This window comes from Ruegeria sp. AL12 (assembly GCF_056540885.1).
The window spans coordinates 1-873 of sequence record NZ_JBQFXN010000086.1 but is presented as its reverse complement, the minus strand read 5'-3'; the positions used below and the strand labels follow the sequence as shown (position 1 = coordinate 873).

Below are 873 nucleotides of genomic sequence, written 5' to 3'. Positions count from 1 at the left end.
AACAGCCGCGGCACTGTACTATGTGTTCCATTCGACACTGGCGACAGCCCTGCTATTCCTGGTTGCCGATCTGGTGATGGCGCGGCGCGGCGGGGCCATCGCACCAACGCCACCCATGCCGCAAAGCGGGCTGGTGTCCGCGCTGTTCTTCGTGGGGGCGATTGCGATGGCGGGGATGCCGCCCTTGTCCGGCTTTATTGGCAAGCTGCTTGTGCTGGACGCCTCGCGCGATGCTTCGGATGCCACGACGGTCTGGGCCGTGATTCTGATCGGCTCGTTCGTCACAATAATCGGGTTGGCCCGAGCCGGAACTTTGATTTTCTGGAAAAGTTACGACACTCAGGCTGTTCCGATAGCTGAGCCAGCGGAAAATGAAGCTGCCCCTGCACCGGTCGCACCTGAACCGCAACCCGGTCTGGCCTTTACTGCCGTGTTTGGCGCCGTAGCCGGCCTGATCCTGCTGACATTGTTCGCGGGTCCTGCGCTGGAATATACAAGCCAAACCGCAGGGCAGCTGTTTATGCCTGAAAACTACATCTCTGCCGTATTGGGATGGGCCGAGTGATGAAACTGCTACACCGGATTTTTCCGCACCCGCACCTGACCATTTTGTTGACGATCGTCTGGATTCTGCTGGCCAACAGCCCGTCACTGAATTCTCTGGTCTTTGGCCTGATCCTTGGAATCATCATTCCCTTCGTCACACAACCTTACTGGCCCGACAGGCCCAAGCTGCGCAACTGGCCCATGGTCGCCGAATACATGATCGTGGTGCTGTGGGATATTGTCGTTGCAAATATGACGGTGGCCCGGATCGTCCTCTTCAAACGCAATGAAGACCGGCGGCCCAACTGGGTTAGCATTCCGCTGGAG

At 58.2% G+C, this 873-nt stretch carries 2 protein-coding genes; both read left to right on the top strand.

Going from position 1 to position 873, the window contains the following annotated elements; translation table 11 throughout:
- Positions 1-565: proton-conducting transporter transmembrane domain-containing protein (locus ACR0C6_RS21520; RefSeq protein WP_480621156.1), on the top strand; the 565-nt coding region annotated here is incomplete at its 5' end.
- The coding region (locus ACR0C6_RS21515; protein ID WP_480621154.1) for a Na+/H+ antiporter subunit E at positions 565-873 on the top strand (309 nt) is incomplete at its 3' end. The genes ACR0C6_RS21520 and ACR0C6_RS21515, both read left to right, overlap by 1 nt.